This window comes from Bradyrhizobium sp. Rc2d (genome assembly GCF_900099855.1).
Lineage (GTDB): Bacteria > Pseudomonadota > Alphaproteobacteria > Rhizobiales > Xanthobacteraceae > Bradyrhizobium.
Map to the genome: position 1 here is coordinate 19,340 of NZ_FNCU01000004.1, position 13,094 is coordinate 32,433.

General features: G+C 65.0%; 9 protein-coding genes. 8 read left to right on the forward strand and 1 reads right to left on the reverse strand.

Annotated features, from left to right (window positions below):
- The first annotated feature begins 2 nt into the window (after positions 1-2).
- From nusA to pnp, 7 genes are all read left to right on the forward strand, one after another.
- The gene (nusA, locus tag BLV07_RS07885) at positions 3-1,610 is read left to right on the forward strand and encodes a transcription termination factor NusA (protein WP_091882215.1); all 1,608 of its coding nucleotides are present in this window, start codon (positions 3-5) and stop codon (positions 1,608-1,610) included.
- Between the two features lie 77 nt (positions 1,611-1,687).
- Entirely contained in the window at positions 1,688-2,371 is a 684-nt protein-coding gene (locus BLV07_RS07890; protein WP_091882218.1) for an RNA-binding protein, read from the forward strand.
- A 70-nt stretch (positions 2,372-2,441) separates the two neighbouring features.
- Positions 2,442-5,150, forward strand: coding sequence for a translation initiation factor IF-2 (gene infB / locus BLV07_RS07895; protein ID WP_091882221.1), 2,709 nt, complete (start codon positions 2,442-2,444; stop codon positions 5,148-5,150).
- Between the two features lie 154 nt (positions 5,151-5,304).
- Complete coding sequence (gene rbfA / locus BLV07_RS07900; protein ID WP_091882224.1) at positions 5,305-5,736, forward strand: 30S ribosome-binding factor RbfA; 432 nt, start codon at positions 5,305-5,307, stop codon at positions 5,734-5,736.
- Positions 5,733-6,854 carry a tRNA pseudouridine(55) synthase TruB gene (gene truB / locus BLV07_RS07905; RefSeq protein ID WP_176945405.1) on the forward strand — a complete coding sequence of 374 codons (1,122 nt, stop codon included), beginning with the start codon at positions 5,733-5,735 and terminating at the stop codon, positions 6,852-6,854. Before rbfA ends, truB begins: the two co-directional genes overlap by 4 nt.
- A 2-nt stretch (positions 6,855-6,856) precedes the next feature.
- Entirely contained in the window at positions 6,857-7,126 is a 270-nt protein-coding gene (rpsO, locus tag BLV07_RS07910) for a 30S ribosomal protein S15 (protein ID WP_008540131.1), read from the forward strand.
- 378 nt (positions 7,127-7,504) lie between these two features.
- Positions 7,505-9,667, forward strand: a complete 2,163-nt coding sequence (gene pnp / locus BLV07_RS07915; protein WP_091882227.1) for a polyribonucleotide nucleotidyltransferase — start codon at positions 7,505-7,507, stop codon at positions 9,665-9,667.
- Between the two features lie 217 nt (positions 9,668-9,884).
- On the opposite strand, the gene katG is transcribed toward pnp, so the two are convergent.
- Complete coding sequence (gene katG, locus BLV07_RS07920) at positions 9,885-12,050, reverse strand: catalase/peroxidase HPI (RefSeq protein ID WP_091882230.1); 2,166 nt, start codon at positions 12,048-12,050, stop codon at positions 9,885-9,887.
- Positions 12,051-12,163: 113 nt separating this feature from the next.
- Between katG and BLV07_RS07925 the strand changes: the two genes are divergently transcribed.
- Positions 12,164-13,090 (forward strand): hydrogen peroxide-inducible genes activator, encoded by a 927-nt coding sequence (locus BLV07_RS07925; protein WP_091882233.1) that lies wholly within the window; start codon positions 12,164-12,166, stop codon positions 13,088-13,090.
- Positions 13,091-13,094 lie beyond the last annotated feature (4 nt).

Here is a 13,094-nt window from a genome sequence, read left to right on the forward strand (position 1 = left end):
CCATGGCAGTCAGCGCCAATCGACTTGAATTGCTCCAGATCGCGGACGCCGTTGCGCGGGAGAAATCGATCGACCGCGGCATCGTCATCGCCGCGATGGAGGACGCCATCGCCAAAGCGGCGCGGGCCCGTTACGGCAGCGAGACTGACGTTCACGCCGAGATCGACCCGAAGAAGGGCGAGCTGCGGCTGTCGCGCCACATGCTGGTGGTCGAGAAGGTGGAAAACCATTCCAACCAGATCTCGCTGGTGGATGCGCAGCGCGCCAATCCCGGTGCTCAGGTCGGCGACACCATCGCCGACACGCTGCCGCCGCTGGAATATGGCCGCATCGCCGCGCAGTCGGCCAAGCAGGTGATCGTGCAGAAGGTGCGCGAGGCCGAGCGCGACCGGCAATATCAGGAGTTCAAGGACCGCATCGGCGACATCGTCAACGGTGTCGTCAAGCGCGTCGAATATGGCAGCGTGATCGTCGATCTCGGCCGTGGTGAAGCCATCATCCGCCGCGACGAGATGCTGCCGCGCGAAGTCTTCCGCAACGGCGACCGCGTCCGCGCCTACATCTTCGACGTCCGCCGCGAGACGAGAGGCCCGCAGATCTTCCTCTCCCGCACCCATCCGCAGTTCATGGCAAAGCTGTTCGCGCAGGAAGTGCCGGAGATCTATGACGGCATCGTCGAGATCAAAGCGGTCGCCCGCGACCCGGGCTCGCGCGCGAAAATCGGCGTGATTTCCCGCGATTCCTCGGTCGATCCGGTCGGCGCCTGCGTCGGCATGCGCGGCTCGCGCGTGCAGGCGGTGGTGAACGAATTGCAGGGCGAGAAGATCGACATCATTCCCTGGTCGCCCGACATCGCGACCTTCGTGGTCAACGCGCTGGCGCCGGCGGAAGTCTCCAAGGTCGTCATCGACGAAGATCGCGAGCGCATCGAGGTCGTCGTCCCCGATACCAACAACCAGCTCTCGCTCGCGATCGGCCGCCGCGGCCAGAACGTGCGTCTGGCCTCGCAGCTCACCGGCTGGGACATCGACATCCTGACCGAGCAGGAGGAATCGGAGCGCCGCCAGGCGGACTTCGAGAACTCCACCCGCGTCTTCATGGAATCGCTCAACGTCGACGAAGTGGTCGGCCAGTTGCTGGCGTCCGAAGGCTTCACCTCGGTCGAGGAACTCGCGATGGTGGACGTCAAGGAACTCGCCAGCATCGAGGGTTTTGACGAGGAGACCGCGCAGGAGCTCCAGAACCGCGCCCGCGAATATCTCGAGCAGCTGGAAGCCGAGCTCGAGGCCAAGCGCAAGGAACTCGGCGTCGAGGACGCGCTCAAGGACGTGCCCGGCGTGACCTCGAAAATGCTGGTGAAGTTCGGCGAGAACGACATCAAGACCGTCGACGACCTCGCCGGCTGCGCCACCGACGATCTGGTCGGCTGGACCGAGCGCAAGGAAGGCGGCGAGCCGACCAAGCATGCTGGTGCGCTCGACGGCATCGACATCTCCCGTGACGATGCCGAAGCCATGATCATGCAGGCCCGCGTCAAGGCCGGCTGGATCACCGAGGCCGATCTTGCCAAGCCCGAAGAGGCCGAGGCGACCGAAGATCAGCCGGCTTAAGGCGTGTTCAGCAAAAGTGGAGACCGGTTTTGCGTAAAGAACACGCGACTTAGAAGGCGAAGGAGGATGTCGACCGGATGCTCGCCAGCACTGACAGCGAACTCGACCATGGGCCGCGGACCGAAAAGTCCGCGACCATGCGGATGTGCGCGGTCAGCCGCGAGGTCCGGCCGATCGACGAGCTAATCCGCTTCGTCGTATCGCCCCAAGGCGACATAGTTCCCGATCTCAAGCGCAAGCTGCCCGGACGCGGCATGTGGATCACCGCCTCACGGCAGGTGGTTGCGGAAGCCGTGCGGCGTCACCAATTTAGCAAGGCCTTCAAGCGCGAGCTGCGCACCCCTCAGACGCTTCCCGCCGACATCGAGACGCTCCTGGTTCGGAGCGTGACGGAAGCCCTTGGGATCGCCGCCAAGGCGGGCCAGGTCGTGGCCGGTTTCGGCAAGGTCGAGAGCGCCCTTCGGGAAGGCACGGTCGAGGTCCTGATCCACGCCAGCGACGGGGCCGCGGACGGAATCCGCAAATTGGACATGCTGGCGCGTCAAAATGCCGGAAATCGCGGCTCCAAGCCGCAGATTCCCGTCGTCACCGCGCTGAAATCGATAGAATTGGATTTGGCACTGACCCGGTCAAATGTGATACATGCTGCGCTGCTCGCGGGCCCGGCGAGCAGGTCATTCCTGTCACGTAGCCAGATGCTGGTCCGATACCGGATGGCGGACGATGACAAGACGGCCGAAAAGCACGGCCAGGATTTCTGAGAGACAACGACGAACCGATACGACGGTGCGGCAACGCACAACGACAACAGATCAGGATTAGGACTGCTGAATGGTTGATACCAAGACCCCTGGCGACAAGAAGCTGAGCGTTCCGAGCAAGACGCTATCGCTCAAGCCGCGCGTCGAAACGGGCACCGTGCGCCAGAGCTTCAGCCACGGCCGGAGCAAGCAGGTTGTGGTCGAGAAGCGCGGCAAGCGCCGCATTGGCGACGGCCCCGAGCCGCACGCGCCCGAGGTGACGGCGAAGCCGGCACCGGCCGCGCCCGCGCCGTCGCGCCCGGCGCCACCGCCCGCCTCGCCGCGCAACGCCGGCTCCGGCGTGGTGCTGCGTACCCTGACCGAGGACGAACGTTCCGCCCGTGCCAGCGCGCTGGCCGATGCCAAGCTGCGCGAGGTCGAGGAACGCCGCCAGGCCGAGGAAGAGGCCCAGCGCCGCGCGGTCCGCGAGGCCGCCGAACGCGCCGAGCGCGAAGCCGCCGAGGCCCGCCGCAAGGCCGAGGACGAGCGTCATCGCCACGAGGACGAAGCCAAGCGGAAGGCCGAGACCGAGGCCAAGAAGCGTTTTGGCGAAGGCGAGCAGCCTTCTGCCGCACGGCCCGCAACGGCAGCTCCGTCCGCTCCTGCGCCGCGGCCCGGCGCCCCCGCGGCGCGGCCCGGCACCCCCACGACGGCACGTCCGGGAACAACGACGGCGCGGCCTGCAACGACGACCGCGCAGCGTCCGGGTGGACCGGCTGGCCGCGGCCCCGCAGTCGCGGCCGAGCCCGACGAGGAAGAGGCACCGCGCCAGATCCGTCGCGGTCCCGGCGGCGCCATGCGTCCCGCGGCAGCCCCCAAGACCACGCACAAGCCCGGCCCGCAGAAGGAACGCGGCCGCCTCACCGTCGTCACCGCGCTCAACGCCGATGACGTGCGCGAGCGCTCGATCGCCTCGTTCCGCCGCCGCACCCAGCGCCTCAAGGGCCATGCCTCGAACGAGCCCAAGGAAAAGCTCGTCCGCGAGGTGACGATCCCGGAAGCGATCACCATCCAGGAACTCGCCAACCGCATGTCCGAGCGCGCGGTCGACGTCATCCGCATGCTGATGAAGCAGGGCGCGATGCACAAGATCACCGACGTGATCGACGCCGACACCGCGCAGCTGATCGCCGAAGAGCTCGGCCACACCGTCAAGCGCGTCGCCGCCTCGGACGTCGAAGAAGGCCTGTTCGACCAGGTCGACGATTCCACCGACACCGAGACGCGGTCGCCTGTCGTGACCGTCATGGGTCACGTCGACCACGGCAAGACTTCGCTGCTCGACGCGCTGCGCCATGCCAACGTGGTCTCCGGCGAAGCCGGCGGCATCACTCAGCATATCGGCGCCTATCAGGTGCTGTCGCCCGAGAGCGGCAAGAAGATCACCTTCATCGACACGCCCGGCCACGCCGCGTTCACCGCGATGCGCGCCCGCGGCGCCAAGGTCACCGACATCGTCGTGCTGGTGGTCGCGGCCGATGACGGCGTGATGCCGCAGACGGTCGAGGCCATCAATCACGCCAAGGCGGCAGGCGTGCCGATCATCGTTGCCATTAACAAGATCGACAAGCCCGACGCCAAGCCGGAGCGCGTCCGCACCGAGCTGCTCCAGCACGAGGTGCAGGTCGAATCCTTCGGCGGCGAAGTCGTCGACGTCGAAGTGTCCGCCAAGAACAAGACCAATCTCGACAAGCTGCTCGAGATGATCGCGCTGCAGGCTGAAATCCTCGACCTGAAGACCAATTCGGAGCGTCCGGCCGAAGGCACCGTGATCGAGGCCAAGCTCGATCGCGGCCGTGGTCCGGTCGCGACCGTGCTGGTCCAGCGCGGCACGCTCCGTGTCGGTGACATCATCGTCGCCGGCGCCGAGATGGGCCGCGTCCGCGCGCTGATCTCCGATCAGGGCGAGACGGTGCAGGAGGCCGGTCCTTCGGTGCCGGTCGAGGTGCTCGGCTTCAACGGTCCGCCGGAGGCCGGCGATCGTCTCGCCGTGGTCGAGAACGAAGCCCGCGCCCGCCAGGTCACCAGCTACCGCGCGCACCAGAAGCGCGAGAACGCGGCGGCCTCGATCTCCGGCATGCGTGGCTCGCTCGAGCAGATGATGTCGCAATTGAAGACGGCGGGCCGCAAGGAATTCCCGCTGATCGTCAAGGCCGACGTGCAGGGCTCGCTGGAAGCGATCCTCGGCTCGCTGGAGAAGCTCGGCACCGACGAAGTCGCCGCCCGCATCCTGCATGCCGGCGTCGGCGGCATCTCGGAATCCGACGTGACGCTCGCGGAAGGCTTCAACGCCGCGATCATCGGCTTCTCGGTCCGAGCCAACAAGGAGGCCGCCGCGGCCGCCAAGCGCAACGGCATCGAGATCCGCTACTACAACATCATCTACGACCTCGTGGACGACGTGAAGAAGGCGATGAGCGGCCTGCTCGCGCCGACCTTGCGCGAAACCATGCTGGGCAATGCCGAGATCCTGGAGATCTTCAACATCTCCAAGGTCGGCAAGGTCGCCGGCTGCCGCGTCACCGACGGCACCGTGGAACGCGGCGCCAATGTGCGCCTGATCCGCGACAACGTCGTCGTGCACGAAGGCAAGCTGTCGACGCTCAAGCGCTTCAAGGACGAAGTGAAGGAAGTCCAGTCCGGCCAGGAGTGCGGCATGGCCTTCGAGAACTATCACGACATGCGTGCCGGTGACGTCATCGAGTGTTATCGCGTGGAGACGATCCAGCGCTCCCTGTAAGTCCAAATCTTACCGAAGCGTTCGGATCTTTTTGAACTGAAATTGCGGGAGTGCGATGGCCGGATTTTTCCGGCCATCCACCTCTCTTCGTTTCAACAGGACAAATGACAATGCCCGTGTCCCAAACACGGGCATGACGAGGTGATTTTCGAGAATGCCCCGCCACCATCAAAAGAAGAGTTCGCCAGCCGGAGGCTCGCAACGTCAGTTGCGCGTCGGCGAGCAGGTTCGCCACGCGATGGCCGAGATTCTGGCGCAAGGCAACGTGCATGATGCGGATCTCGAAGGTCACATCATCACCGTGCCGGAGGTGCGGATGTCGCCGGACCTGAAGCTCGCGACAATCTACGTGATGCCGCTCGGTGGCCGCGACACCGAGATCGTCATCGCCGCGCTCGAGCGCAACAAGAAATTCCTGCGCGGCGAAGTCGCGCGGCGCGTTAACCTGAAATTTGCACCTGACATTCGCTTCCGCGTCGACGAACGATTCGACGAAGCGGAACGGATCGAGAAGCTTTTGCGAACACCTGCGGTGCAGAAGGACTTGGAACAGGATCCGGATTCGGATCGGGAAGAAGAACGATGACGATGGACCCGGCTCACGACACGATCAGCGGCGAACAGGGCGATCAACGCGACGTGCAGACAAATAATTTTGCGGATCTGGGCAGCAATTCTCAATCGTACCAGGAGCCGCGCCGCGTCAACAACGATCCGCGCGCCAAGCAGCAGCAGAAGGGCAACCAGCCGCGCCGCGACCGGCGCGACGTCCACGGCTGGGTCGTGCTCGACAAGCCGATCGGCATGACCTCGACCCAGGCCGTCGCCGTGCTCAAGCGCCTGTTCAACGCCAAGCGCGCGGGACATGCCGGCACGCTCGACCCGCTCGCCTCGGGCGGCCTGCCGATCGCACTCGGGGAGGCCACCAAGACCGTTCCCTTCGTGATGGACGGCCGCAAGCGCTATCAGTTCACCGTGTGCTGGGGCGAGGAGCGCGACACCGACGACATCGAGGGTCGGGTCACCGCGACCTCCGACCAGCGCCCGACCCGGGAGGCCATCCTGGCCCTGTTGCCCCGCTTCACCGGGGTGATCGAGCAGATCCCGCCGCGCTATTCGGCGATCAAGGTCCAGGGCGAGCGCGCCTATGACCTCGCCCGCGACGGCGAGGTCGTGGAGCTGGCGCCCCGCCCCGTCGAGATTCACCATTTAACCCTTGTGGATCAACCGGATAACGACCGGGCCGTGTTCGAGGCCGAGTGCGGCAAGGGCACCTATGTCCGGGCGCTGGCCCGCGATATGGGCCGGATTCTCGGCACTTATGGCCATATCTGCGCGCTGCGGCGGACCCTGGTCGGCCCATTTGGCGAAAACGACATGATTCCGCTGGATCAGTTGGAGGCTTTGTGCCATAGAGCCGCGTCCGGCGAGGGCAGCCTCGCCGACGCGCTTTTGCCCGTTGAGACCGCGCTGGACGACATCCCGGCACTGGCCGTCACTCGGGCTGATGCGGCAAGGCTCCATCGGGGCCAGGCCGTTTTGTTGCGCGGACGGGATGCGCCCACTTGTAGCGGCACAGTCTATGTCACGGTGGCAGGCCGTCTTTTGGCGCTTGCCGAAGTTGGCAATGGCGAAATCATCCCCAAGCGTGTGTTCAACCTGACCGGCCTGACTGCCAACCCCGGTCGCAACGAGAGAAATTGACGATGTCGATTGCCGCAGAACGCAAAGCGGAAGTCATCAAGACGAATGCCACCAAGGCCGGCGACACCGGCTCGCCCGAGGTTCAGGTCGCGATCCTGTCGGAACGCATCAACAACCTCACCAACCATTTCAAGACCCACGTGAAGGACAACCATTCGCGTCGCGGCCTCTTGAAGCTGGTCTCGACCCGCCGCTCGCTCCTCGACTACCTCAAGAAGAAGGACGAGGCGCGGTACAAGGCGCTGCTCGAGAAGCACAACATTCGTCGTTAAGAGTTCCTGCGCGCGCCACTGGCGCGCGTTTTCGCGCGTGGTTTCGAACGAAAGCGCTTCTTTAAAGGTTTTGATCGAGGCTGCGTGCGCGTCGGATGCGAGCCGTTGACGGCGAACATCCGGGGCATGATGAGCGAAGACCAAGGTTCGGTGTTCGCGTTCGTGCCGACTGACAGTCCAGCAGCAATCCGGCGGCTGGGCACAACGGGCAAGGCGCCCGTATGACCCGAAAGGATGGACGCCATCCGACATCCAAAAACCATGGCAGGATCGCAGGACGCTGATCACCCGCTCCGATCAGCGCCTCGCAATCTTGCGCATGGTTTTTGTTTTTCGAAGCGTGTCCCTTCTTTCGAGAACCCATGAAAGAAGACCTCTATGTTCAATAAGCATTCAGTCGAGATCGACTGGGGCGGACGCCCTCTCAAGCTCGAAACCGGCAAGATCGCCCGTCAGGCCGACGGCGCCGTCATCGCCACCTATGGTGAGACCGTGGTGCTTGCCACGGTCGTCGCGGCGAAGGCGCCGCGCGAAGGCGTCGACTTCCTGCCGCTGACCGTCGATTACCAGGAAAAGACCTACGCAGCTGGGCGCATTCCCGGCGGCTATTTCAAGCGCGAGGGACGTCCGACCGAGAAGGAGACGCTGGTCTCCCGCCTGATCGACCGTCCGATCCGCCCGCTGTTCGTCGACGGTTGGCGCAACGAGACCCAGGTGATCGTCACCGTGCTCTCGCACGACATGGAAAACGATCCCGATATCGTGGCGATGGTCGCGGCTTCCGCCGCGCTGACGCTGTCCGGCGTGCCCTTCAAGGGCCCGATCGGCGCGGCCCGTGTCGGCTTTGCCAATGACGAATTCGTCCTCAACCCGACGCTCGACGAGATGGTCGACACCCAGCTCGACCTCGTCGTCGCCGGCACCGCCGACGCCGTGCTGATGGTGGAATCGGAAGCCAAGGAGCTCAACGAAGACGTGATGCTCGGCGCCGTGATGTTCGGTCACCGCCACTTCCAGCCGGTCATCAACGCGATCATCGAGCTCGCCGAGAAGGCCGCGAAGGAGCCGCGCGAAGTCACCGCGATCGACAATTCGGCGATCGAAAAGGAAATGCTCGGCCTGATCGAGCAGGAGCTGCGCGCCGCCTACGCGATCCCCGTGAAGCAGGAGCGCTATGCCGCGGTCGGCGTCGCCAAGGAAAAGGTGATGGCCCACTACTTCCCGGAGGGCCAGGAGCCGAAATACGACAAGCTCCGTATCGCCGGCGTGTTCAAGGAGCTCGAGGCCAAGATCGTTCGCTGGAACGTCCTCGACACCGGCAAGCGCATCGACGGCCGCGACGTCAAGACGGTGCGCAACATCGTCGCCGAGGTCGGCGTGCTGCCGCGCGCCCATGGCTCGGCGCTGTTCACCCGCGGCGAGACCCAGGCGATGGTCGTGACCACGCTCGGCACCGGTGAGGACGAGCAGTACATCGACGCGCTGTCGGGGACGTACAAGGAAACATTCCTGCTGCACTACAACTTCCCGCCCTATTCGGTCGGCGAGACCGGCCGCCTCGGCGGCACCAAGCGCCGCGAGATCGGCCATGGCAAGCTCGCCTGGCGCGCGATCCACCCGGTGCTACCGCCGCATCACGAGTTCCCCTACACCACGCGCGTGGTGTCGGAGATCACCGAATCCAACGGCTCCTCCTCGATGGCTTCGGTCTGCGGCGCCTCGCTGGCGCTGATGGATGCCGGCGTGCCGTTGAAGCGGCCGACCGCGGGCATCGCGATGGGCCTGATCCTCGAGGACAAGCGCTTTGCGGTTCTCTCCGACATCCTCGGTGACGAGGACCATCTCGGCGACATGGACTTCAAGGTCGCCGGTACCGAACAGGGCATCACCTCGCTCCAGATGGACATCAAGATCGAGGGCATCACCGAAGAGATCATGCGCGTCGCCCTTGGCCAGGCCAAGGAAGGCCGCATCCACATCCTCGGCGAGATGGCCAAGGCCCTGACCGCGGCCCGCGCCGAGCTCGGCGAATACGCGCCGCGCATCGAGACCTTCAAGATCCCGACTGACAAGATCCGCGAAGTGATCGGCACCGGCGGCAAGGTGATCCGCGAGATCGTCGAGAAGACCGGCGCCAAGGTCAACATCGAGGACGACGGCACCGTGAAGGTCGCCTCCAGCGACGGCGAGGCGATGAAGGCCGCGATCAAGTGGATCAAGTCGATCGCATCCGAGCCGGAAGTCGGCCAGATCTATGACGGCACCGTCGTCAAGGTGATGGAGTTCGGCGCCTTCGTGAACTTCTTCGGCTCCAAGGACGGCCTCGTCCACATCAGCCAGCTCGCGGCCAGCCGCGTGCAGAAGACCTCCGACGTCGTCAAGGAAGGCGACAAGGTCAAGGTCAAGCTGCTCGGCTTCGACGACCGCGGCAAGACCCGCCTGTCGATGAAGGTGGTCGACCAGACCACCGGCGAGGACCTCGAAGCCAAGGAGAAGGCCGCCGAGGGCGACAAGGCCCCGCGCGAAGCAGCCGGCGAGTAAGTCTCGCAACACGGTCAAAAACACGAAGGGCGGCCGAAAGGCCGCCCTTTTTGTTTTATTGCTTCGATCGATCAGCGCGCTGCTCTTCACCTCTCCCCAATGGGGAGAGGTCGATTTGCGAAGCAAATCGGGTGAGGGGGTTTGGTCCCACGAGAGAGCGTACCCCCTCACCCAGCGCTTCGCGCCGACCTCTCCCTACGGGAGAGGTGAACCAGCCTCAGGCCGCGAGATCGAACCGGTCGAGGTTCATCACCTTGGTCCAGGCCTTGGCGAAGTCCTTCACGAACTTCTCCTTGGAGTCCGAGGTGGCATAGACCTCGGCGAAGGCGCGGAGCTGCGAGTGCGAGCCGAAGATCAAGTCGGAGCGCGTGCCGGTCCACTTCACCGCGTTGGTCTTGCGGTCGCGGGCCTCATAGCTGCCGTCGGCAACCGGCGCCCATTGCGTGCTCATGTCGAGCAGGTTGACGAAGAAGTCGTTGCTCAGCGTTCCCACTTTCGCGGTGAGGACGCCGTGCTTCGAACCGTTCGCGTTGGCGCCGAGCACACGCAGGCCGCCGACCAGCACGGTTAGCTCGGGCCCGGTGAGCTTCAGCAGCTGCGCGCGATCGACGAGCGCCTCTTCAGGCATCATGAACTGATGCTTCTTGCCGGTGTAGTTGCGGAAACCATCGGCCCGCGGCTCCAGCGGCGCGAAGGAGGCCGCATCCGTCTGCTCTTGCGAGGCGTCCATGCGGCCCGGCGTGAAGACGACCTTGACGTCGACGCCGGCATCCTTGGCGGCCTTCTCGACCGCGGCGGTGCCGCCGAGCACGATCAGGTCCGCAAGCGAGACCTTCTTCGCGCCTGAGGACGCGTTGAAGTCCTTCTGGATCGCTTCGAGCTTGCCGAGAACCTTGGCGAGCTGAGCCGGCTGATTCACCTCCCAGTCCTTCTGCGGCGCGAGGCGAATGCGGGCGCCGTTGGCGCCGCCACGCTTGTCCGAGCCGCGGAACGTCGAAGCCGACGCCCAAGCGGTCGAAACTAGCTCCGACACCGATAGACCCGAGGCCAGGATCTTGGTCTTCAGCGAGGCAATGTCCTGCTCGCCGACCAGCTCGTGATTCACGGCCGGAATCGGATCCTGCCAGATCAGCGTCTCCTTCGGCACCAGCGGTCCGAGATAGCGCTGGATCGGGCCCATATCGCGATGGGTGAGCTTGAACCAGGCGCGGGCGAAGGCGTCCGCAAACTGATCGGGATGCTCGAGGAAGCGCCGCGAGATCTTCTCATAGGCCGGATCGAAGCGGAGCGAGAGGTCCGTCGTCAGCATGGTCGGCACATGCTTCTTGGACTTGTCGAAGGCATCGGGAATGACGGCCTCGGTGTTCTTGGCCTTCCACTGCTGTGCCCCCGACGGCGCCTTCGTCAGCTCCCATTCGTACTTGAACAGGTTCTCGAAGAAGTAGTTGCTCCACTTGGTCGGCGTCTGCGACCAGGTGACTTCCGGGCCGCCGGTGATCGCATCGGCGCCGACGCCGGTGCCGTGCTTGCTTTTCCAGCCGAGGCCCTGATCTTCCAGCGCGCCCGCTTCCGGTTCCGGACCGACCAGCGACGGATCGCCCGCGCCGTGGGCCTTGCCGAACGTGTGACCGCCCGCGATCAGTGCGACGGTTTCCTCGTCGTTCATCGCCATGCGGAAGAAGGTCTCGCGGATGTCCTTGGCCGCGGCGATCGGATCCGGCTTGCCGTTCGGGCCTTCCGGGTTGACGTAGATGAGGCCCATCTGCACCGCGCCGAGCGGCTCGGCGAGTTGACGCTCGCCGCTGTAGCGCTCATCGCCCAGCCAGGTGCCTTCCGGGCCCCAATAGAGCTCTTCCGGCTCCCAGACGTCGGCGCGGCCACCCGCAAAACCAAACGTCTTGAAGCCCATCGACTCCAGCGCGACGTTGCCGGCCAGCACCATCAAATCGGCCCAGGAGATCTTGCGGCCGTATTTCTGCTTGATCGGCCAGAGCAGGCGGCGTGCCTTGTCGAGGTTGGCGTTGTCGGGCCAGCTGTTGAGCGGCGCGAAGCGCTGCTGACCGGCGCCGGCGCCACCGCGGCCGTCGGTGATGCGGTAAGTGCCCGCGCTGTGCCAGGCCATGCGGATCATCAGGCCGCCGTAATGACCGAAGTCGGCCGGCCACCATTCCTGCGAGTCCGTCATCAGGGCGGTCAGGTCCTTGACGACCGCGTTCAGGTCGAGCGACTTGAACTCCTTGGCATAGTCGAATTCTTTGCCCATCGGATCGGACAGGTCGGAATTCTTGTGCAGCATCTCGATGCTGAGCTGGGTTGGCCACCAGTCGCGGTTCACGCGCGTGGGTTTTCCGCCCGTAAACGGGCACTTCGAAGTGTCATCCATGATTACCTCCTCTGGTGGCGTCCGACGGCGCCTTTGACCAGGTAGAACCACTCTAAGCGTCGCCTCCCATCAGGTGAAGTTGACTTTAATGATCGCTGCGATAGGATTTTCTGATGATAAACCTGACGCTGCGGCAGCTCCGCTATTTCGATGCGCTGGCGCGCCACGGCCATTTCGGCCGCGCAGCCGAGGCCTGCTCGATCTCGCAGCCGGCCTTGTCGATGCAGATCAAGGAGTTGGAAGAGACCCTCGGCGGCCTGCTGCTGGAGCGCAGCGCGCGGCAGGTCGCGCTGACCCGGTTCGGCGAGGAGCTCGCGCAACGCGTCCGCGACATCTTGCGCTCGGTCGATGAGCTCGGCGATTTCGCCCGGGCATCACGGGACCGCTTCGCCGGTCGCCTGCGCATTGGCATGATCCCGACCATCGCGCCCTATCTCTTGCCCAAGATCACCAAGAACCTGACGCGCATGCATCCGGAGCTCGATATCCGCGTGCGCGAGACCATGACGCCGCGGCTGATCCAGGAGCTGGTCGAGGGCCGGCTCGACACCGCCATCGTCGCGCTGCCGGTGTCCGAGCCCTCGCTCACCGAAGTCGCGCTGTTCGACGAGAAATTCCTGCTGGTGCGGCCGGGCGCGGACGAGGGAACCCCGGTGCCGTCGCGCGAGATGATGCGCGAGATGCGGCTGTTGCTGCTCGAGGAGGGGCACTGCTTCCGCGATCAGGCGCTGTCCTTCTGCAACATGCAATCGGCGCCGCCGCGCGAGATGCTGGATGCGAATTCCCTCTCGACGTTGGTCCAGATGGTCAGTGCCGGCATCGGCGTCACCTTGATCCCGGAGATGGCGGTGCCGGTGGAGACGCGATCGGCCTCGGTCTCGCTGGCGCGCTTCCGTGACCCCCAACCCTCGCGCACCATCGGCATGGTCTGGCGCAAGACCAATCCGCTGGCGCGACAGCTGCTGCAGATCTCCGAGGTGGTGTGTCTGTCGGCCGGCAAGGCGCGCCCGCGTCCGGCCGCGCGCAGTCACAGTGCCTGAGCGC

Bases quoted from the DNA above. Each gene is read 5' to 3' on its own strand.
- nusA (WP_091882215.1), top strand. From the start codon at position 3: ATGGCAGTCAGCGCCAATCGACTTGAATTGCTCCAGATCGCGGACGCC.
- BLV07_RS07890 (WP_091882218.1), top strand. From the start codon at position 1,688: ATGCTCGCCAGCACTGACAGCGAACTCGACCATGGGCCGCGGACCGAA.
- infB (WP_091882221.1), top strand. From the start codon at position 2,442: ATGGTTGATACCAAGACCCCTGGCGACAAGAAGCTGAGCGTTCCGAGC.
- rbfA (WP_091882224.1), top strand. From the start codon at position 5,305: ATGCCCCGCCACCATCAAAAGAAGAGTTCGCCAGCCGGAGGCTCGCAA.
- truB (WP_176945405.1), top strand. From the start codon at position 5,733: ATGACGATGGACCCGGCTCACGACACGATCAGCGGCGAACAGGGCGAT.
- rpsO (WP_008540131.1), top strand. From the start codon at position 6,857: ATGTCGATTGCCGCAGAACGCAAAGCGGAAGTCATCAAGACGAATGCC.
- pnp (WP_091882227.1), top strand. From the start codon at position 7,505: ATGTTCAATAAGCATTCAGTCGAGATCGACTGGGGCGGACGCCCTCTC.
- katG (WP_091882230.1), bottom strand. From the start codon at position 12,050: ATGGATGACACTTCGAAGTGCCCGTTTACGGGCGGAAAACCCACGCGC.
- BLV07_RS07925 (WP_091882233.1), top strand. From the start codon at position 12,164: ATGATAAACCTGACGCTGCGGCAGCTCCGCTATTTCGATGCGCTGGCG.